Annotated in this window: 15 protein-coding genes; all 15 read right to left on the reverse strand. The window is 44.4% G+C overall.

Features of this window, described 5'->3' with window-relative positions; genetic code table 11:
• Nucleotides 1-233 precede the first annotated feature (233 nt).
• Nucleotides 234-1,562 (reverse strand): CitMHS family transporter, encoded by a 1,329-nt coding sequence (locus QZL64_RS01110; protein ID WP_021840218.1) that lies wholly within the window; start codon nt 1,560-1,562, stop codon nt 234-236.
• Nucleotides 1,563-1,751: 189 nt separating this feature from the next.
• Nucleotides 1,752-3,305, reverse strand: coding sequence for a citrate lyase subunit alpha (gene citF / locus QZL64_RS01115; RefSeq protein ID WP_021840219.1), 1,554 nt, complete (start codon nt 3,303-3,305; stop codon nt 1,752-1,754).
• Complete coding sequence (locus QZL64_RS01120; RefSeq protein ID WP_021840220.1) at nt 3,295-4,539, reverse strand: aldolase/citrate lyase family protein; 1,245 nt, start codon at nt 4,537-4,539, stop codon at nt 3,295-3,297. Before QZL64_RS01120 ends, citF begins: the two co-directional genes overlap by 11 nt.
• Before the next feature lie 427 nt (nt 4,540-4,966).
• Entirely contained in the window at nt 4,967-5,860 is an 894-nt protein-coding gene (locus tag QZL64_RS01125; RefSeq protein WP_021840221.1) for a LysR family transcriptional regulator, read from the reverse strand.
• An 11-nt stretch (nt 5,861-5,871) separates the two neighbouring features.
• Nucleotides 5,872-6,570 carry a Bax inhibitor-1/YccA family protein gene (locus tag QZL64_RS01130; RefSeq protein ID WP_021840222.1) on the reverse strand — a complete coding sequence of 233 codons (699 nt, stop codon included), beginning with the start codon at nt 6,568-6,570 and terminating at the stop codon, nt 5,872-5,874.
• A gap of 149 nt (nt 6,571-6,719) precedes the next feature.
• Complete coding sequence (pyk, locus tag QZL64_RS01135) at nt 6,720-8,468, reverse strand: pyruvate kinase (protein ID WP_021840223.1); 1,749 nt, start codon at nt 8,466-8,468, stop codon at nt 6,720-6,722.
• A gap of 76 nt (nt 8,469-8,544) precedes the next feature.
• Nucleotides 8,545-11,949: a DNA polymerase III subunit alpha gene (locus QZL64_RS01140; RefSeq protein WP_021840224.1), complete on the reverse strand. Its 3,405-nt coding sequence runs from the start codon at nt 11,947-11,949 to the stop codon at nt 8,545-8,547.
• Between the two features lie 159 nt (nt 11,950-12,108).
• Nucleotides 12,109-12,897, reverse strand: a complete 789-nt coding sequence (locus QZL64_RS01145; protein WP_247240042.1) for a M48 family metallopeptidase — start codon at nt 12,895-12,897, stop codon at nt 12,109-12,111.
• An 8-nt stretch (nt 12,898-12,905) separates the two neighbouring features.
• Nucleotides 12,906-14,717 (reverse strand): translational GTPase TypA, encoded by a 1,812-nt coding sequence (gene typA / locus QZL64_RS01150; protein ID WP_021840226.1) that lies wholly within the window; start codon nt 14,715-14,717, stop codon nt 12,906-12,908.
• A 103-nt stretch (nt 14,718-14,820) separates the two neighbouring features.
• The gene (locus QZL64_RS01155) at nt 14,821-15,264 is read right to left on the reverse strand and encodes a cupin domain-containing protein (protein WP_021840227.1); all 444 of its coding nucleotides are present in this window, start codon (nt 15,262-15,264) and stop codon (nt 14,821-14,823) included.
• 82 nt (nt 15,265-15,346) lie between these two features.
• Nucleotides 15,347-15,658, reverse strand: coding sequence for a heavy-metal-associated domain-containing protein (locus tag QZL64_RS01160; protein WP_021840228.1), 312 nt, complete (start codon nt 15,656-15,658; stop codon nt 15,347-15,349).
• 116 nt (nt 15,659-15,774) lie between these two features.
• Entirely contained in the window at nt 15,775-16,011 is a 237-nt protein-coding gene (locus QZL64_RS01165) for a Sec-independent protein translocase subunit TatA/TatB (protein ID WP_021840229.1), read from the reverse strand.
• Between the two features lie 108 nt (nt 16,012-16,119).
• The gene (gene pgl, locus QZL64_RS01170; protein WP_021840230.1) at nt 16,120-16,866 is read right to left on the reverse strand and encodes a 6-phosphogluconolactonase; all 747 of its coding nucleotides are present in this window, start codon (nt 16,864-16,866) and stop codon (nt 16,120-16,122) included.
• Nucleotides 16,851-18,383 carry a glucose-6-phosphate dehydrogenase gene (gene zwf, locus QZL64_RS01175; protein WP_021840231.1) on the reverse strand — a complete coding sequence of 511 codons (1,533 nt, stop codon included), beginning with the start codon at nt 18,381-18,383 and terminating at the stop codon, nt 16,851-16,853. Before zwf ends, pgl begins: the two co-directional genes overlap by 16 nt.
• A 276-nt stretch (nt 18,384-18,659) precedes the next feature.
• Complete coding sequence (locus tag QZL64_RS01180; RefSeq protein WP_021840232.1) at nt 18,660-20,498, reverse strand: carbon starvation CstA family protein; 1,839 nt, start codon at nt 20,496-20,498, stop codon at nt 18,660-18,662.
• Nucleotides 20,499-20,856: the final 358 nt, after the last annotated feature.

Consider the following 20,856-nt stretch of genomic DNA (forward strand, 5'->3'; position numbering starts at 1 on the left):
CCACACACACTTTTTGTCCTATAAGCCAAAAACTAAACATAAATGCAAAATAAAAGCTGCGGATTGAATTCGATTCGCAGCTTTTTATTACGTCTATGTGCGTGTACAGCTCAGCCCATACACTACGACTAAGCGCTCATAACAAAACGACGCCGCTCCCGAAGGAACGACGTCGTTTTTTATTTGCATTATATTATGTTTTTATTAATAATTCCTCACCATAACCTGACGGCTTAGATGTGGAATAAACCTAACATAGCACCGAAAGCCAAGGAAATTAAGGACATTACGAAAAGACGTGGAGCACAGAATTTCAACATATCTTTAATTTCGATACCGGCCAAGCCGCAAGCCAAGAATGTAGTTGCAGCATGTGGAGTTACCAATACACCGTAGTTTTTGGAAATCAACATAGCCATAGCCATGTCCTGAGGGTTTACACCGAATTTTTCACCTACGCTGATAGCCAATGGTACCAAGCCGAAGAAGTAGGAGTCAGTACCGAGCAACATACCGATAGGTACACCGAGGATACCGAATACAGTCTGTAAATGTGGTCCTAAGAAATCAGGAACAAGAGCGATTAACATGGAAGCCATGTTATCCATCATTTTAGTACCGCTCAATACGCCGAGGAATACGCCGGATGCTAACAAGATCATAGGCATGGTCAACGCTGTATCGGCATGCATTTTAATAGCTTTAGCCTGAGCTTTAGCGCCCGGGAAGTTAACGATCAAAGCAATAGCCAAACCGAACATGAAGGCACCGTACAAAGGAATCTTTGTGAAGCAGAGTAACAAGATAACAACTAAAGTTAAAAGACCATTGAACCATAACAATTTAGGGCGTTTCATAGCTTCGATATCTTCAGTCGTAGCATTGCTGTCAGCCGGTACAATAGAAGAGTCGAGTAAAGCAGCTTCGCCTGTAGGGTTAAGGCCCGCACCGCGGCGTTTTTCAACTATGCCCATGTAAGCAGCGAATACCATTAAGATTACGAGACCAACACCTTGCAATGGAATCAATTCCTGCCACAAAGCATTAACATCAGCGTTCAATACAACGCCTGTACGAGCTACCGGACCACCCCATGGTACCAAGTTCATGATACTCATAGCAGCACCGATGATACAAACTAATACAACCGGACGAATGTGCAATTTCTTATAGATTGGCAACATTGCAGGGATTGTAATCAACAATGTGGAAGCCAAAGCGCCATCCAAGTGACCGATTACGGCAATCATAGCCGTAGCAATGGTTACCAACATAATGTTGTTACCGGCTTTTTTAGCCAAGTAGTTAACCATCGGATCGAATAAACCTACGTCACTCATTAAAGAGAAGTATACGATAGAGAAAATAAATAATACCGCTGTAGACCAGGTTTTAGAAACACCGGTTTGGATAAATTTAAAAATGTCCTCAGGACCGAAACCGGCAATAACTGCCGCAATAATCGGTACGATTACGAAAATCGGCACCGGATTTGTTTTAGATTGGATTAAGGCCCAAACGATGATAACAATCATCAATAAGCCAAGAAAACCTAAAAACATGAGAAAATCCTCCTTTACACATGTAACAAAAAAAATGAGAAAATTATCATATTACAATATATAATGCGTTAACAACTCGCTGCCGAGTGAGATTAATACGTTTAATCTCACTCACAGGAGTTTTTTTATTAAAGTCGACTACCTAATCACAGTCAGCATTACTACTGATTGGAGCAGACATTAATGCCATTAGTCTAAAGGTTTACGAACTACGTCGATGATAGTACCGTCACGATATTCTACGATAGCTACTACGTCTTCGTCTTTATCGCTAACCGTTACACCTTCCGGTTTACCTACCAAGTCGAAGGCCAATTTTTGCAATTCTTCAATCGTGTAGATTGGCAAATTGGAGTCTTTGAAGCGTTCGATAAGGTCGGTACGACGAGGGTTGATGGCGATACCGCGTTCAGTTACGATAACGTCTACGGATTCACCCGGTGTAATTACGGTCTGAACGTTGTCGAGAATCATTGGCAAACGACCGCGAACGAGTGGACAAGTAATTACTGTGCATTTAGCACCGGCTGCTGTATCACTGTGACCGCCGGAAGCACCCATGAGGATACCGTTGGAGTCAGTCATGCAGTTAACGTTGAAGTTAGTATCGATTTCGGTAGCACCTAAAAATACTACGTCGAGATAGTTTGTCATGTTGTCGGTCCAAGGATCGGCGTACATGGAGGCACTCATTTCGATATGGTTAGCATTTTTATGTAAAGAAGCTGCTGCATCAGTATCAAATGTTTGCGTATCATAGATAGCTTCGATCAAGCCATCTTCCAACATGCCTGCCAATACACCGGTAGCACCGCCGATACCAAAACCGGCTTTAACGCCTTGGGCTTTCAATTTTTCGCCGATAAATTTAGCAACTGTCAATGGAGCTCCGCCGGCACCTAACTGGAAGGAGAAACCTTCTTTGATGATGCCTGCCTGATCCAAGAATTCAGCGGCCATTTCAGCGATTTTAATCTGGATAGGGTTTTTAGTGAAACCAACCGCACCGGAAGCAATACCTGCAGGGTCGCCGATAGCTTCTACTTCAACGATGTAGTCTACATCAGTTTGAGGTACGGAATATGGATATACATAGTCAACGAGGTTATCGGTAATAGCTACGGTTTTATCTGCATAATGGGAGTCAACCATGGCGTAGCCGAGAGCACCGCAAGCGGATTTGCCCTGCATGCCGGTGAAGTTACCGCGACGATCGCAAGTTGGGGCACCCATGAAAGCCACATCGATGTGAAGTTCGCCGGAAACGATGGCACGAGCACGACCACCATGAGAACGAATCACTACCGGACGTTTTAATACGCCTGGGTTTTTCGTCAAGAATTTACCGAGCGCATCACGTAAACCGGATGTTTCGATAGCTGTTACGGTACCATCTTTAATCATATCGATCAAGAAGTCATGGCATGGGCTCAAAGAGCTGGATGCTACGGTGATGTCTTTAATACCTTTAGCCTGGATGCGTTCCATAACCATTTTCATAACATAGTCACCATTGCGGAAATGATGGTGGAACGATACAGTCATACCGTCTTTTAGGCCGGTTTTTTCAATAGCTTCGTCGATGGAAGCCAATAATTTATCGGCACCGCCTTTATTATATTTAGCAACCGGACGACCGGCACGGTGCATTTTCGGCTCAACTGCGAACTCGCCTTGATACACTTCACGGCCTTCAAGAGCCGGAATATTCATTGGAATTTCGCGATTTGCTTTATTTAACATTGATTTCAGCTCCTTCATCTACTTCTACTTTAATCCCGGCAGCACGTGCTTTGTCCACGATACGTTGTGCACGTACTACGATAGGACCGTCAATCATTTTACCGTCTACGGCGATTACGCCTTTATTATTTTTCAAAGCATCAGCATAGCTGTTCAATACTTTTACGGAGTGAGCGATTTCTTTTTCATCCGGTGTGAATACTTTGTGAGCTAATTTAATCTGGCTTGGATGGATACAAGATTTACCGTCAAAGCCGAGGGCTTTAATGTATTCAACTTCTTCAACGAAACCTTCAGGGTCTTTAACATCGGAGAATACAGTATCGACACAACGGATGCCGGCTTCACGGGCAGCCAACAAGATGGACTGACGAGCGAATGCCAATTCAACTGCCGGTTTATGTTTACCGGTACGAAGGTCGGCACGGTAATCTTCAGCGCCTAAAGCGATACCTACTACGCGAGGTGCGTGGCAGATTTCACGAACATTGTAAAGGCCTTTTACGGATTCGATAGCTACGATAATATTAATCGTACCTTCTTCCCAGCCGTTTGCTTTTTCTACTTCTTCAATCTTACGGGCTACGATTTCAACTTCGGAAACGTCTTCCGTTTTAGGAATACGAATCAAGTTAGGTTTAGCCGGTACGATTACATCGAGGTCATCATAACCGTAAGGAGTCTGCGTCGGATGGTTAATACGAACTACCGTTTCGGAACGGAAAGTCATGCTTTTTAAAGCTTCAGCCGTCATCAAACGAGCCGTATCTTTTTCCGTTACAGGGATGGAGTCTTCAATATCAAACATCAAGCTGTCAGCACCGTGGATATCAGCACTGTTGATCATTTTAGGTGTGTTGCCCGGTACGAACATCATACTGCGGGAAATACGTGCTTTAGCTGCTTCGCTTAAAGGTAATGTTTTGGCTTCTACAGGACGAGTTTCGTCGTGAGCTACAGCCGCTTTTGGTTCGGAACCGCGTTCCAAAGCACCGAGTACACGAGCTTTAATGGCATAGTCCCAAGCTGCTTTATCGTCGGCAATAACTTTTACTCCGTCATAACCGGCTTCTTTAACCGTTCTTACGATTAATTCTTCAATGTGTTTACCATACTGGCGTTGAACTTTGGAAGTCAATTCCACTTCAATACCGGCCGCAATTGGTTCAACTGTTACAAGACAATCTTGCTTTTCGTCAAAACCGACAGTCGCTGCCTTTACTAATTTGTTCATAGCTTCGCATCCTTTCCTGACGAATCGAATTACTGAAAAAAAATTAACGATAAAAGTTAAGGAAATACATCAACATTTAAACTACTGATAATAATTTAAGCCATTACATAACTTAGATTTGAATTTTAAACATTTTTTTATCTCTTACTTCTAAAAACATTATATCTACCTTCATCATATAAAGATAATAAAAAGCCGTTATGTACTGTATAAAATTTTTATACACATTTTTTCATTCCATAGATTACATTTAGTAATGTGTTATAAATACGCATAAAAAAAGAATCTTTTTGCATTTAGCAAAAAGATTCTTAAAAATTATCACTGCATTTGCAATTTCCATATAAGAAAAAGTTCTTTTGGGCTTTACAAAAAGTAAAACGTAAGATTCGTTCAACACAAGTTTACACCTGTCTACGAAATGTCGTTAAAACTGTATCGTTACCGGTGAATTATCTTTATAATATTCTTGTACATAATCTATAAACGTTTTAACGGCAATCAATTTATCACTCACTTCATTGAAGTATAAAAACGTACTGCGCACCCAAGGCTTGCCGTCTTTCTGATAAATCGGTTCCACATAGATGCCTTCATCTTTGCAGGAACCAAGCCCTAAATACGGTAAGATTGACCAACCGAGACCTTCACGCACGAAGTGACGACAGGTAACCATAGAGTCCATCTCCATAGCCGCTTCATGACTTTTCGGCAGATTTTCATTACACCATGTGTCAAGAACGGTAGTAATCGAACCGTCCGAACGATATTGAATGAGCGGCAAATCCGCCAACTCATCAATTGTAACCGGATCTTTATAAACCAAGCAGTAAGGCTCTTCAAAGAGCTTAATACTGCTGCTTGTTTCTTTATGATTGCCGCGCGCGATTGCCACGGCCACTTCCCCGCTGTTAAACATCTTATTTACATGGGAACTGTGACCGGTTTTTACTTGGATATGAATATTGGGATATTGCTTCGTAAATTTACCCAATAAATGCGGCAACTGATAGTCCGCGAAGTTGATGGACGAAGCAATTTTTAAAGTCCCTTGTATCTCTCCGCTCATCTCACCGATAGCCTGCTTCAAGCTTTCCATTTCCTGGAGCATGCGGCGGCAGTAAGCATGAAAGACTTCGCCTTGAGGCGTCAACGTAATTCCTTCACTGGTACGAAGTAATAAGGGACTCCCCAAGTCTTCTTCCAAATGGCGCAGACGATAACTCAGCGCCGGTTGGGATAGAAATAGTTTTTCAGCGGCTTTTGTAATATTGCCTTCTTCCACAACGGTTACAAAAGTTTGCCATTCCCGTTCATCCATTAAATCCCTCCTCAATCTCTACGGAAAAATCGCAATAAGGATAAGAAGATATTAATGAAATCCAAGTACAACATTAACGCGCCGATCAATTCAACCCGTTCCAACACTTCGTCATCTTCAAGGGCTACCGTGGTCAAAATCCCTTTAATGCGATTCACATCAACGGCCGTAAAAATCGTGAAAATAATCACACCGAAAGCACCGAGGGCTAAATTAACGAAACCGTTTTGGAATACGAACACATTAAGCAAGCTCACGATAATAAGCGCAATGACAGCACCTAACAAATAGGTCGTCCACGATGTTAAGTCACGTTTAACCACACCGCCGATAACCGCAAAGGTACCGAAAAACGCCAACGTCCCCACAAAAGCATAAAAGAACGCCGTCGTACCGTATACCATACTCAAGGCCGCCAAAGTAAGGCCATTTAAAATAGAGTAAATAAAGAACATGCTTTTCAGCGTAGTCAGACTGGCCGACATCTGCCGCGCGCTGAATAAGAAGACCGCGCCCAATTCCAAAATCAACAAAATATTGTAGTTGGAAACAGCCAATGAAAGCCATTGAGGGTTAAATAAAGCTGCCAACATAGTAACAAATGTTGTCAAAATTCCCCAGCCCATCCAGAGCATGGAGTTGCGCAATTTACGCGCTACAATCTGCGAAATTACAGATTGATCCGCATTCACGGGCATTGAATAGTTCATACATACCTCCTCAATCAAATCTGTCACGGCTCAAATCGGCCTCTTAATATAAAATCTTGCTTGTGCCTCTCACCTTGACACAAGCAAGATTTACGTCACTACCTATTCAGCATGCCGCAGCAATACCTTAATACGCATTAGCCACACAATTAACGGGCGTTGGCAATGCCTTCAAATACTTTGCCGCGAGAGCCGTCGACAGTTACAACTTCACCATTATTAATTACAGTTTCTGCATTTCTTACACCTAAAATTACCGGAATACCGAAGTTAATCCCTGCAATAGCGGCCGCCGAAGTAAAGCCGTCTTCAGCAGCAATGATAGCACCGGCACGTTTAGCAAACGGCATTAATTCCGGTTCTAACGTGCGAACTACCAATACATCGCCATCGCGGAAAGACTTCCCTGCCATTTCAGCATTATAAGCGAGGCAAACACGACCGGTAGCGGCGCCTTTACCCACACCATTACCGCTTAATACGGCTTTGCCGACTACATGTACGCGAATCATATTGGTCGTACCGGCCTTACCGGATGGTACGCCGGCGGTAATAACAACTAAATCGCCGGATTCGATATGGTTTTCAGCCAAGGACGATGTAATAGCACTGTATACCATTTCATCGGAATTTTCATGGCCCGCACCGAGTACGGCTTCAACGCCCCAATACAACTGAACGCGACGAACCGTAGCTTCATGCGGCGTAACCGCTAAAATCTTAGCGCGCGGACGGTTGCGGGAAATACTCATAGCCGTTTTACCCGTTTCCGTACAAGTAATGATAGCCGCCGCATCAAGATTCTTAGCTACCGTTACGGTTGCCACACTGATGGCATCCGTAGTTTGTACCGTATCAGAAGCAAACGGATGCTCAATATTGCAATATAAAGTGGAATGTTCCGTCACTTCCGCAATACGCGCCATTGTCTGTACCGCTTCTACCGGGTATTTACCGCCTGCTGTTTCGCCGGACAGCATAACCGCATCAGTGCCGTCCAAAATAGCATTCGCTACGTCGCTGGCTTCGGCGCGGGTAGGGCGTGGGTTATTCGTCATAGATTCCAACATTTGAGTGGCCGTAATTACAGGCTTCGAGGCTTTGTTACATTTAGTAATCATCATCTTCTGAAGAACCGGTACTTCTTCAGCAGGGATTTCAACGCCCAGGTCACCACGAGCTACCATGAGACCGTCGGACATGCGCAAAATATCGTCTAAGTTATTGATACCTTCTTCATTTTCAATCTTGGAAATGATTTTAATATCTTTCCCTTCTTCTTCCAAAATGCGGCGAATAGCCACTACATCAGTGCCACGCTGCATAAAGGAAGCGGCTACATAGTCCACATCCATTTGGCAACCGAAACGCAAATCTGCCATATCGCTTTCCGAAACCGGTGGTAAGCTGAGTGGAATGCCCGGTACGGCTACGCGTTTACGATCGCTCATAGGCCCGTTGTTTTTAATTGTAGTGTAAATTTCGGTGCCTTCGATTTTTTCTACCTGCAAGGTAACCAAACCGTCGGATAATAAAATTTCGCACCCTACTTTAACGTCATCCACCAAGCCTTTATGGTTAACCGAACAAATGGTAGCGTCCCCTTCAATATCGCGCATAGTAAGCGTAAACGGTTTACCCGCTTCAAGCATTACTTTGCCCTCTTTAAAATGACCTAAACGAATTTCAGGCCCTTTGGTATCAAGCATAAGCGCTACCGGAATCCCGGTTTTCTTCGAAGCAGCGCGCACCGCTTCCATACGTTTCGTATGTTCGTCATAAGAGCCATGTGAAAAATTGAAGCGTGCTACGTTCATACCGGCCTGTAGCATCTGTTCCAATACGCCGGGCGCATCAGTGCTCGGTCCAATGGTACAAACAATTTTAGTCTTTTTCATAGTAAATACCTCACTCATAATGAATTGGAATAAAGCCTATGTTTTCCCTTCATAGTAACCATTATACACTAATCAATTAAAGTATTTCTACACTATCGGGGCCTAAAATTTCTTCCACCGCCCGGCATATTTCAGTCCCGGGGGCAAAATAGTATTCTTTGGCTACATCAATGCGTTTCCGTTGCCGATGTAAATAAAAGGTGACCGGTACCGTCCCGGTTGCTTTGAGGAGTAATTTTTTCAACGCATTACTCGCTTCGGCCGTGTCAAAACCAGGACGAATATGAATTACAATACGCTTGGCCGTATCGTAATTGACTTTTAACGGCTTAATCGTATCGGCAATGATTTGTACGCCCTTTTCATCCGCATCAATCCGTCCCGAAATACGTACCGCCATATCTACGGCCAGCATGGCCTGATACTGCTGAAATTTTTGTGGGAAAACGACAATAGACGTGGAACCGGAAAAATCTTCGAGCCGAATAATGGACATGACATCGTTGCGCCGCGTAATTCTGTCGGTTTTCTCTACAATGAGGCCACCTACGGTCACTTCCTGCTTGTCGTATTGTTCCGGATTTTCATTAAGTTTACCCACTTCGAAAAGACCTTTTAATTCAGCTTCATAAGAATTAAGAGGATGGCCGGAAATATAAAAACCGGTATATTCTTTTTCATCGCGCAATTTTTCATCCATGGTCAAATCGTCGAGCTTTGGCACTTCAATGGTTTCCGCCACGGACGGTTCATCACCAAAAAGACTCATAGCGCCGCGGGCTTCTTCTTTTTGAAGGCGCTGTCCCAAACTCTGCGCTCCTTCATACATGGCGAGGAGCTGATTGCGGTTTTCCTTGAAGCTATCCATGGCGCCGCAGCGAATTAAGCTTTCCAGTAAGCGTTTATTTACCACGCGCGAGTCGACCCGTTTGCAAAAATCAAGAATGGAGCTGTATAAACCGTTCCGATGGCGCTCGGCCAAAAGTTGTTCCACCGCATTATCGCCTACGCTCTTAACGCCACCCAAACCGAAACGAATAGCACCGTTCTGTACGGCAAAAGCCTGTTCCCCGTAATTAATATCCGGGCCCAACACTTCGACGCCGTGCTTTTTACAGTCATTAATATAGTACGTCAGTTTATCCACGTTGGTCATGAAACTACTCATAGTAGCCGCCATAAATTCAGGATAATAATGAGCCTTCAAATAGGCCGTCTGATACGCAATATAGGCATAGGCCGCACTGTGGGATTTGTTAAAACCGTAGCCCGCAAAGTATACGAGCAAATCGAATACTTCATTGGCAATGGCTTCCGGAATATTATTCTGCACCGAGCCGGCAATAAAGGATTCACGTTGCGCTTTAAGGACGGATTCTTTCTTTTTACCCATGGCACGGCGCATTAAATCCGCTTGGCCGAGACTGAAACCACCCATGGCAGAGGCAATCTGCATAACCTGTTCCTGGTAAAGAATAACCCCGAAGGTATCCTTCAAAATCGGTTCCAACAACGGATGTAAATAGGTAATTTCCATCTCCCCGTGGCGACGTTTAATAAAGTCTTCCACCATGCCGCTGCCCAACGGCCCCGGTCGATACAAGGCAACCAAAGGAATGAGGTCTTCAAAATGCTCCGGTCGTAAATCCATAACGAGCTTCGTAATCCCATCCGATTCAAGCTGGAATACGCCCGGCGTATCACCGCGGGTTAAGAGGTCACACGCGGCCTTGTCGTCAAGGGGAATTTTATCGAGGTCAATATCAATTCCGCGGTTAGCTTTAATGAGCTTCAAAGCGTCATCCATAACAGTAAGCGTCCGAAGGCCCAAGAAGTCCATTTTCAAAAGGCCCAATTCTTCGATATTGTCTTTATCATACTGAGTAACAAAGCCCGCGTCATTGGCGTTCTGAATTGGCACATGGTCTTCCAACGGTGCCGCCGAAATCACCACGCCCGCCGCATGAGTGGAGGCGTTGCGCACAATACCTTCCAGTTTACGGCCATAATCAAAGAGTTCACGAACCTTCGGATCCGTATCATAGAGCTGCTTTAAATCTTTACCCTTCAGCGCTTTGTCGAGCGTAATGCCCAATTCATTGGGTATCATCTTAGCCAGGCGGTTCACTTCAGGCAGTGGATGATCGAGCACGCGACCCACATCGCGAATAACGGCACGCGCCGCTTCCGTACCGAAGGTGATAATCTGAGCCACCCGAGCTTGACCGTATTTTTCCGTTACATATTCGATAGCCTTGCCGCGTTTTTCGTAGCAGAAGTCAATATCGATATCAGGCATGCTGACACGTTCCGGATTCAAAAAGCGTTCAAAGAGAAGATTATATTTGAGCGGGTCAAGGCCGGTAATGCCGAGCAAATAGGCCACCACGGAACCGGCCGCACTACCACGACCGGGCCCTACTAAAATGTCGTGCTCACGAGCGTAACGCACATAATCCCACACGATGAGGAAATAATCGTCAAAACCCATTTGAGCGATAACGGCGAGTTCATAATCGAGCCGTTCTTTCAGTTCCGGCGTCATCGTACCGTACAGTCGCGGCACTTCTTTTTCACACAAATGGCGTAAATAGGTAGTCGCCGTCTCCCCTTCCGGCACGTCGAAATGAGGCAAATGATGCTCATCAAAATTAAATTCCACATTACAACGGTCTGCAATGGCCAAGGTATTTTCCATGGCACCCGGAATATGACTGAATAATTCCGCCATTTCGTCGCCGCTCTTCATATAAAACTCGTCATTCGGGAATTTAAGTCGATCCGTATCGGCCACTTTGGCCCCGGTCGCAATGCAAACCTTAATATCTTGCGCATCTGCATCTTCTTTTAATACATAATGAAAGTCATTGGAGCACACCAAGCCTACGCCATACTCTTTGGCTAACTGAATGAGTGCTTCCTGCGCTTTTACTTCGGCGGGTAAGCCGTGATTCTGTATTTCTAAAAAGAAATTATCCTTGCCGTAAATATCTAAGTAGGTTTCCAGCGCTCGTTTCGCTCCTTCCGGATTATCCTGCAATACACATTGCGGAATTTCTCCTTGAATACAAGCACTCAAGGCGATGATACCTTTACTGTGTTCTTTTAATAATGCGTGATCGACACGAGGTTTGCGGTAAAAACCCTCCGTAAAACCGCGGGATACGATTTTAGTGAGATTTTGATAGCCTTCCATGGTCTCAGCCAGCAAAATCAAATGTTTCAATCGCTCTTGCCGACTTGCGTCTTTATCAAAACGACTGCCCGTCGTAACATACACTTCGCAGCCGATAATCGGCTTTATCCCCGCACTTTTTGCTTCTTTATAAAAATAAATGGCACCACACATGTTACCATGGTCCGTTATCGCCAAAGCAGGCATGTTCAGTTCTTTGGCGCGGGCTACCATTTGCGGCAGGCGACTGATGCCGTCCTGCAAGCTGTATTCAGTGTGGCTATGCAAATGAACAAATGGTTTCATGGTTCCCTCCTCAATCAAAATTATATAAAAAGGACCGACCCCGAGGTCAGTCCTTTTACTGTATCTGTACCTTATTTAATTATATCATAAGTTGGAAGTCGTACTGCTTAATTATCAAACATTACTACGAAATAGCCTCCCGGCGAATGGGACTATTCGTTAACGACCTCGAAAACAATGAGTCAATTCACGGCGCACCATCTGCCACTGGGGCATAAATTCAGCCACTACCTGCCAAAAGCGAGCGGAATGGTTCGGTTGAATAAAATGGGCAAACTCATGAATCATTACATATTCCAAGAATAATCGAGGCCCGATTAATAGTTTCTGATTAATCATAATCCGCTCTGTCCGTAAGGAACAGGAACCCCAGCGCGTTTTCGCTTCGCGAATACGCAGTTTTGGATAGGGCACATCATAACCGGCTTCAATGTAACAACGATAAATGCGATCACGCATATCCTTCACCACATCTTCTACCAGATGTTCCCAAAAATCCGCCATCAACGCGGCGCGCTCCGCTAGCGTGCTGTGCGGTTTGACAAACATGTATAAAACAGCCGGGTCCGATTCACTCCAACTCACGTAAGGTGCGTGATTGGGTTCAACCGGAGCCACCGTCAACCGGGCTTCATACCCCAGAATGGTAAACAGTTCACCGTTTTCGTACTGATACGGTACTACAGGGGTCTGTTTCGCCTGATGGTCTTTGAAGCGCTGCCGTGCTTTATCGATAAAGCCTTCATGCTCCGAAACAAATTGAGTAACGGTGTGAGCGGGCATACGCCACGGTGCCGATACCTTGACCGTACCGTCCGGCATGACGCGGAGGTTCATGTTTTTGACAGCCTTCCACGTCACCGTATACGGTATAAGCTCACCGGCTATTCGTAATTCATATGTCTTCGACTGTGTCTTACGCGACGACCGTCGCTGCCACCAACTCATAGTATTGCTTAGCGAGCGTTTTTAGCTGCTTTAGCACGGGCAGCACGATCCAAAATAGTTTTACGCATGCGAATGCTGTGCGGTGTTACTTCTACCAATTCGTCGTCGTTAATCCATTCCAAAGCCTGTTCCAAGCTGAAAATACGAGGCGGTGTCAAACGAACAGCTTCGTCAGAAGAGCTGGAACGCATGTTGGTAACATGTTTTTTCTTACATGGGTTAACGTCCATGTCGGTTTCACGAGAGTTTTCACCGATAATGCGACCGGTGTAAACCGCTTCGTTAGGACCTACGAATAAAGTACCGCGATCCTGTACGGAATTCAAACCGTAAGGAGTTGTTTCGCCGTCTTCAAAAGCTACCAAAGCGCCGCGCGTACGGCTCGGAATGTCGCCTTTAAATGGTGCATACCCATGGTACACATGGTTCATGATACCATTACCTTTAGTGCTGGTTAAGAATTGAGCACGGAAACCGATAAGACCACGGGCAGGAATAATGAATTCCATGCGGAGGTAACCGGCCAATTCGGTCATGTTAATTAATTCGGCTTTACGAACGCCCAAGTTTTCCATAACGGTACCCATGAATTCCTGAGGTACGTCGATGGTTAAGTATTCTAATGGTTCGCAGAGCTGATCGTTAATGCGTTTGTAAATTACACGTGGTTTACCAACCTGTAATTCATAGCCTTCACGACGCATAGTTTCGATTAAAACGGCCAAATGAAGTTCACCGCGACCGGATACTTTGAAGGAATCCGGCGAATCGGTTTCTTCTACTTTCATGGACACGTTGGTTTCTACTTCTTTGAACAAACGGTCACGTAAATGACGGCTCGTTACATAATCCCCTTCACGACCGGCAAACGGGGAGTTATTAACGGAGAACATCATGGACAACGTAGGTTCGTCAATCTTAATAGCCGGTAATGCTTCCGGATGTTCCGCATCAGCTACGGTTTCACCGATGTTGATATCTTCGATACCTACGAAAGCAGTGATGTCGCCCATGGCGGTTTCATCGGTTTCCACACGATTCAAGCCATTGTAGGTATAAACACGACCGATTTTAGCTTTACGAGTGCTTTCGCCGTTCATGATTACAACCTGCTGGTTAGTTCTCATGCGACCGCGAACAATACGACCAACGGCGATTTTGCCTACATAATCATCATAGTCAAGGGTCGTAACCATGAACTGTAACGGACCGTCAATGTCGCCCTGCGGAGCAGGAATTTCTTTTAACAATACTTCGAATAAAGGCTGCATATCTTTGCCTTCATCATCCATGGACAATTTAGCAATGCCATCACGAGCGGATGCATATACAACCGGGAAGTCTAATTGATCGTCATCGGCTTCGAGTTCCATGAAGAGTTCCAATACTTCGTCTTCTACTTCGTGAACACGTTGGTCCGGACGGTCAATTTTGTTGATAACAACGATTGGTTTTAATTTCTGTTCCAACGCCTTACGAAGTACGTATTTAGTCTGTGGCATCGGACCTTCAAAAGCGTCAACCAACAACAATACGCCATCAACCATGTTGAGTACGCGTTCTACTTCGCCGCCGAAGTCAGCATGGCCCGGGGTGTCAACGATGTTGATTTTTACGCCATTATGCATGACAGCCGTATTTTTAGACAAAATGGTAATACCACGTTCTCTTTCAAGATCGTTAGAGTCCATAACACGCTCTGCCACTTTTTCATTCTCTCTAAAAATATGGCTTTGTTTTAAAAGGGCGTCCACCAAGGTTGTTTTACCATGGTCAACGTGCGCAATAATTGCGACATTACGAATATCTTCGCGAATCATGTATGTATGCCTCCTGTTTCGCTATAAAAAATATTAACTACTGATATAGTCAAAAGTATCAATCTATATAAATAACAGTTAATTATAACATAGCTTATACCTTTTAACAACTTTCTAAAAATTCTTTAACCGTTGGATTTGCTTTTAAGGCTTCAATTTCTTCTTCGCTTGGAATTTTCACCTTATCACGGTCTATATTAACAAGACACAAAAAGCCTACATAATCGCCCTTATTGGCACGAAATTGATGAATCGTGTTGCTCGGGATTTCAATAAAATCGCCCACTTTTACATCCACCACTTTTTCACCCAGCAAACATTGCCCATGGCCTCTGAAAATCATAACCATATGTGTATGTTCATGATGTTCCAAGGTCGAATAACCACCCGGTTTCACTTCAAAATAACGGAATTGGCAGGGAATGTCAAAGGCGCCGTCAAAGAGTACCTGCCGTGTTACATCTTTGAAGGGACTGCCGTCCTGTTTATAGACTAAAGTATCTACGCCCTCCCAATTAAAGGTTTCTGTATTAAACTTTTTAATCATAATTAACTCCTCAACATTAAGGCCTGCCAATACGTTTAACGCAAAAAACGCCCGTTACTACCGCAACGGACGCATCGCTATTTTACTTAAACATACGTTTCAATGTGCCCATGAGGCCGCCCTTTTCATGAGCATGAGTCGCTTCGGATACGGAAGCTACTTCAAAGCCTGTTGCATCAATGGCTTCTTTAATGGCATCAGCATTAACTTTGCTGTTGTCATAGGAAATAGTTACGTCTTTGGATTTCAAATCCACGTCGGCAGACATAACCCCCGGCAAACCGAGTACTGCAGTTTTTACTGTATTTTCGCAATTGCTGCACATCATTCCCGGTACGTTGAATACCTGCTGATGAGCATGACCTGTACTGCCGCAACCACAATCTTTACACATAATATGTTCCTCCAATCTTCTTCCGGCTCAACGATATGAACCAAGCCATAATATTAACGATTTAGTCGCAAAGGCCTCCCCTGGCCTGACGGCATAGGGAGGCCTTAATTATCATTTTATTGAATTTCTTTATGTTTTTTATCATTAACGGCGCCCGCTTCTACGTCAATCGTTTCCACTTTGGCCACATCAGATACTTTTTCTTCTTTTTTCTTGTCAGAGCTTACAGCGTCTTTGAACTCATTGATACCTTTACCAATGGCTTTACCAACTTCCGGCAACTTACCCGGTCCGAACACAACGAGCGCAATAACGAGCACTAAAATTAGTTCCTGTGTACCGAAATTAAACATAATTTTCACCTCGTTTAGCTACAATAATTATCATTTCTCTTTACAGTGTAACACGAAACCCTATAAAAATGCTATAGAAAGTATCATAGCATTTTATCAATTTAAATATTAGTTTTTAGCGGCTTTGTCTACATACCATGTCACTGTATCCTGTGAGAGAACAGCGCCCGGAAGCACATGGCCGATACGTTCTTCCCATGATTCATCCATATACTCTTTACGCTGACGCAGTACGCGACCAAGAGCTGCCGCTTTCGATTCACCCACAACGGTAAACCATACATTGCGCGCTTTCGCCAAAAACGGGAACGACATGCTCACACGGTTCCATACTTTGCCGTCCGTTACGGGAATAACGGTCCGCTTCTTTTCTTCCAAAGCCTGAGACCGAGCAAATAAGGATGCAGTATGGCCGTCATCGCCAAGGCCTAACAACGCAAGATCTACGCCGTCTTTTTCACAAGCACTGAGCACGGTGGCTACTTCTTTTTCATAGGCATCGGCTGCTTCTTCAACGGTACCGCTGTTTGTCGGTACCGGATAGAAATGACTGCTGCCGCCAATAGAGGCAAAGAGGCGTTCTTTGGCACGATAGAAATTATTGTCCGGATCGGTCTGCGGCACAAAGCGCTCATCCACCCAAAGGAAGAATATATTTTCCCAATCCAATTGCGTACGATATGCATCGGTATTTAAAAGCTCAAATAATGTATTCGGAGTAGTACCGCCGGAAATAGCTACTACAGCGCTTCCGGACTCGGCAATACAAGTATTCGTAAAGGCAATAAAATCCTTAGCTACTGCTTCCGCTACTTCTTGAGCGGTCTCAAAAGCACGAATTAAATCTTGCGCCATTGTAAGGAGCCTCCTTCTAAAATCTCATTAGTTTCTTTCGGTCCTTCGCTATAGGCCGGATAGAAGCAAAGTGGCACATTGTCCAAATCAGCTTCCCAAGCACGCAATAACGGCATAAATAAACGCCAAGATGCTTCTACGGTATCATTGCGTACAAACAAGGTTTGGTCCCCTAAGAGGGCATCCAAAATTAAGCGTTCGTAGGCATCCGGAATATCCTCCCCTTGCATAAAATCACTGTAGGAGAAATCCATCTCCAAGGTATTTACACAAAGTTTAGAGCCCGGCGACTTAACTTCCAACGATAAGCCCATCCCTTCATGTGGCTGCATACGCAACAACAAGACGTTTTGATTAAAATCTCTCGGTCTAATCGGTTTGAAAATGGAGTGTGGAATCGGTCTAAACGTAATGGCGATTTCACTGGATTTCTTCGGTAAGCGTTTGCCCGTACGCATATAGAACGGTACGCCGCGCCAACGCCAGTTATCGATGAAGAGTTTTAACGCCACATACGTTTCCGTCTGAGAGTTCGGGGCCACCCCTTCTTCCTTGCGATAGCCTACGGCCGGACGTTCCGAATCAACGGCTTCTACATATTGGCCGCGCACGGATATTTTGCCGAGGTCCTGTCCTTCCAACGGACGGATGGACGAAATTAATTTAGCGATTTCATCGCGATACGCATCGGCTTCAAAAATAGCCGGCGGTTCCATGGCGATGAGCGATAACATCTGTACCATGTGGTTCTGGAACATGTCGCGCAAAGCACCGGCTTTATCATAATAACCGGCTCGTTTTTCAACGCCTAATTCTTCCGCTACGGTAATTTCCACTTTTTCAATATACGTATGATTCCAAAGCGGTTCAAAAATGGCATTGGCAAAACGGAGCATCAAAATATTCTGAACCGTTTCTTTACCTAAATAATGGTCGATACGATAAGTTTGCGATTCTTTAATATAACGTTTCAAGGATTTATCGAGGGCAACGGCACTTTCTAAATCGTGGCCGAACGGTTTTTCAATAATAACGCGGGACCATGCTTCCTCTTCGTCCAATAAGCCCTGCTCTGCCAAACCTTTTACAATCGGTTCAAACATAGTCGGCGGCATGGCCAAGTAGAATAAAGCATTTCCTTCCGTGCCATGAGCTTCACTGACGCGTTTTAACTCGGTTTCAAGCAGTTCAAACATAGCCGCTTCCGTATATTGACCGGCCACATAGGAAAATCTGGCCAAGAAATCATCTGTTACGGTATCGCCGTTAGCCGCCATAGCTTCGCGTACTTCTTCCTGAAAAGCTTCATTGGTCATTTCAGTACGAGCTACGCCGATTACGGCGAATTTTTCCGGTAATAATTTACGCTCAAATAAAGCATGTATAGCCGGTAACAATTTTCGTTTAGTCAAGTCGCCGGAGGCACCGAATATTACAATAGTGCCGGGGCCCGGAGCCGAGTCAACACAGAGTTGCTCCCGGTAATTACACGAAACTGTCATTGGTTTTGCTTTCATTGTTGCAATCTCCTATTACTCTATTACTATAGAATATCATTCATATGCTTACTCTAGCACAAAACGACGTGAACTTCAATATATGGGTATATTCTGCCCCTTATTTGACACAATTTTTACCTCTTTTCCCCACATTTTCGCCCTAAACTTATGTATATACAAATAACCGCCCCGAATTCGTAATGAATCGGAGCGGTTATTTATATATATGTCATTCAAAGCACTTTAAGTTACATACACCTATGACAGTTTATTTATTTGTCAGGCGTAACACCCTTATTTAACTTCTACTTTAACGGCACCGTATTTCTTAAGACTTTCTGCTTCTACCTCAGCTTGCGTCTTATAGTTTTGCGGAATTTTAGCTAAACGAATCCAGCTGCGAACCGCTTCCACCAATACGATGACAATCATGAGGAACATGACTACACTGAAGGCAACCAAGGTCCATTTGCCGGCCGGAATGTAACTGTAGAATACGTTTTCATAATCGGCAGCAATAGCAATGATGGCCATGAAGAAACATGGTACACCGGTTACCCAAGCGTAACGTTTGTGGCCGAGACGCATGATTACTGTAGTACCTACGGCCAAAGTCATGGTACCGAGCAACTGATTGGATACACCGAATAACGGCCAGATAATACCGATGTTACCTTGTAATACGAGGTAACCCCACATGATACAAATTAAGGCAGCACAGCCATATACGCCCGGTGCCCAGTTAACGTTTTCAAGCGGTTTGTAAAAACGGCCTAATAATTCTTGCAATAAATAACGACCTACACGAGTACCGGCATCAATCAAAGTCATGATAAACAAAGCTTCGAACATGATGCAGAAATGGTACCAGTAGCCCATGAGATGAGCCATGTTAGGCAAGCGCGAGAAGATATGAGCCATGCCGACGGCCAAGGAAACGGCGCCGCCCGGACGATGCATCAAGTCTTCGCCGACCATCTGAGATAAAGCCGGTAATTCATGAACTTGAAGTCCCAAAGCTTTGAAGGATTCAGTAGTGGAGTTGATGGCAAAATAGTCATCAGGATGTAATGCGGTAGCGGCAATCAAAGCCATCATGGCAATGAATGCTTCCGTAAGCATAGCGCCGTAACCGATAGGTAAGATTTCTTTTTCATTGGTAATCATCTTAGGTGTTGTACCGGTAGCAATTACGGTATGGAAACCGGACAAGGCACCACAGGCGATGGTAATGAAAATGAATGGGAATACGGAACCTTTAAGGACAGGACCGCCGCCGTAAATGTACTGGGTAACGGCCGGCATTTGGATTATCGGCATAACGATGATAATCCCTAATGCCAAAGCACCGATAGTACCGATTTTTAAGTACGTGGATAAATAATCACGCGGTGCCAGCAACAACCATACAGGCAAGGCGGCTGCGAAGAAACCGTATACAGCCAACATGATTTCGATGGTCTGTAAGTCGTAAAGGAACCAGCTTGCATAGGAGGAAGCGGCTACTTGAGGACCGTAAATAATGGCGGCAAAGATAAGTACTACACCGATAACCGTTGCTTCCTGAATTTTGCCGGGGCGAAACCAGCGTAAATAAATACCTACGAAAATAGCGATTGGAATCGTCATGCTGACGGAGAAGAAGCCCCATGCGGAGTTATGAAGCGCATTGGCTACTACTACGGCCATACCGGCCAAAGTAATAATCAAAAGGAACAAGGTAGCGAGCATGGCACCGATACTGGCCAAATTGGAAATTTCTTCCTTAGCAATATCGGCAATGGATTTGCCGTCATAACGAACCGACGCAAACAAAATTACCATGTCGTGAACGGCCCCGGCTACAACCGACCCGATCAAGATCCATAATAAACCCGGTAAATAACCGAATTGAGCAGCAATAACAGGACCAACCAAAGGACCTGCACCGGCAATCGCTGCAAAATGGTGACCGAATGTTACCCACTTATTCGTAGGTACATAGTCATGGCCGTCGTTGTGAACAACGGCCGGGGTTGGACGGAATTGGTCCAATACCAATACCTTAGCGGCTAAGAAGGCCCCATAATAGCGGTACGCTAAAATGAGGATGCACGCCGAGGCGATTACGATGTACAACCCATTCATTTCCATAAAAAAACACCTCCAATGTCCTAACAGCATTGAAGGTGATGGCTCGCATCATAAATAATAAGAACTAACAGGTAATACGTCCGCCACAAACAATGTTGTTACCCTAGTAGAACTATCTACGCCCTTATTGTAACGCCTCACAAAGGGGTGTCAATTATCATTTACGAATAATGCAATTCTAATATTACATTTCAGTATTCAAATGTCAAAAAATCGTCTAATAAAAATCCCGATTCTTTCAATAGGAATCAGTTGTTTTACTTCCCTATGACTTTAATGTATAGAAAACTTTATTTATTTTATACATAATCAATCATAATAAAAAGGGTTCTATAATTTATTTTGGGGCGCTAAAGAG

It is taken from the genome of Veillonella sp. CAG:933 (assembly GCF_000431435.1).
In the GTDB taxonomy this organism is placed as follows: domain Bacteria; phylum Bacillota; class Negativicutes; order Veillonellales; family Veillonellaceae; genus Veillonella_A.

What these genes read in the sequence shown, in the direction of transcription:
- pgl (WP_021840230.1), bottom strand. Translation starts at nt 16,866, where the DNA reads ATGGCGCAAGATTTAATTCGTGCTTTTGAGACCGCTCAAGAAGTAGCG.
- QZL64_RS01125 (WP_021840221.1), bottom strand. Translation starts at nt 5,860, where the DNA reads ATGGATGAACGGGAATGGCAAACTTTTGTAACCGTTGTGGAAGAAGGC.
- pyk (WP_021840223.1), bottom strand. Translation starts at nt 8,468, where the DNA reads ATGAAAAAGACTAAAATTGTTTGTACCATTGGACCGAGCACTGATGCG.
- QZL64_RS01120 (WP_021840220.1), bottom strand. Translation starts at nt 4,539, where the DNA reads ATGAACAAATTAGTAAAGGCAGCGACTGTCGGTTTTGACGAAAAGCAA.
- QZL64_RS01160 (WP_021840228.1), bottom strand. Translation starts at nt 15,658, where the DNA reads ATGTGTAAAGATTGTGGTTGCGGCAGTACAGGTCATGCTCATCAGCAG.
- QZL64_RS01140 (WP_021840224.1), bottom strand. Translation starts at nt 11,949, where the DNA reads ATGAAACCATTTGTTCATTTGCATAGCCACACTGAATACAGCTTGCAG.
- QZL64_RS01110 (WP_021840218.1), bottom strand. Translation starts at nt 1,562, where the DNA reads ATGTTTTTAGGTTTTCTTGGCTTATTGATGATTGTTATCATCGTTTGG.
- QZL64_RS01145 (WP_247240042.1), bottom strand. Translation starts at nt 12,897, where the DNA reads ATGAGTTGGTGGCAGCGACGGTCGTCGCGTAAGACACAGTCGAAGACA.
- QZL64_RS01165 (WP_021840229.1), bottom strand. Translation starts at nt 16,011, where the DNA reads ATGTTTAATTTCGGTACACAGGAACTAATTTTAGTGCTCGTTATTGCG.
- citF (WP_021840219.1), bottom strand. Translation starts at nt 3,305, where the DNA reads ATGTTAAATAAAGCAAATCGCGAAATTCCAATGAATATTCCGGCTCTT.
- QZL64_RS01180 (WP_021840232.1), bottom strand. Translation starts at nt 20,498, where the DNA reads ATGGAAATGAATGGGTTGTACATCGTAATCGCCTCGGCGTGCATCCTC.
- QZL64_RS01130 (WP_021840222.1), bottom strand. Translation starts at nt 6,570, where the DNA reads ATGAACTATTCAATGCCCGTGAATGCGGATCAATCTGTAATTTCGCAG.
- typA (WP_021840226.1), bottom strand. Translation starts at nt 14,717, where the DNA reads ATGATTCGCGAAGATATTCGTAATGTCGCAATTATTGCGCACGTTGAC.
- QZL64_RS01155 (WP_021840227.1), bottom strand. Translation starts at nt 15,264, where the DNA reads ATGATTAAAAAGTTTAATACAGAAACCTTTAATTGGGAGGGCGTAGAT.
- zwf (WP_021840231.1), bottom strand. Translation starts at nt 18,383, where the DNA reads ATGAAAGCAAAACCAATGACAGTTTCGTGTAATTACCGGGAGCAACTC.